The sequence below is a fragment of the Flavobacterium sp. K77 genome (genome assembly GCF_021608205.1).
Classification (GTDB): Bacteria; Bacteroidota; Bacteroidia; order Flavobacteriales; family Flavobacteriaceae; genus Flavobacterium; species Flavobacterium turcicum.
In genome coordinates this window covers 1-351 of record NZ_JAKIHO010000057.1, presented here as the reverse complement: position 1 = coordinate 351, position 351 = coordinate 1, and the positions used below count along the sequence as shown (strand labels likewise).

At 41.6% G+C, this 351-nt stretch carries 1 protein-coding gene; it reads left to right on the top strand.

Annotation, left to right across the window (positions count from 1 at the left end):
• Positions 1-351 (top strand): MBG domain-containing protein (locus tag L1S34_RS14880; RefSeq protein ID WP_236364891.1); only part of this gene is annotated, 351 nt, incomplete at both ends.

Here is a 351-nt window from a genome sequence, read left to right as displayed (position 1 = left end):
TTAACAGCGGTGGTAACAGGTGCTGTAAACGGAGATACTATTAACTACACTCTTGCAACTTCTGCTACGCAATTCTCTAACGTAGGTGCTTATCCAATCGTGGTGACTTTAGGAGGAAATAATCCTAACTATGACGTTACTCCAGTAAACGGAACTTTGACAGTAACTCCAAAACAAGTAGATGTTTTGGTTACTGCTGATGATAAAACAAAAGTGTACGGTGATCTTAACCCTGCTTTAACAGCCGTGGTGACTGGTGCTGTAAATGGAGATACGATTAACTATACCCTTGCAACTTCTGCTACGCAGTTCTCTAACGTAGGTGCTTACCCAATCGTCGTAACTTTAGGA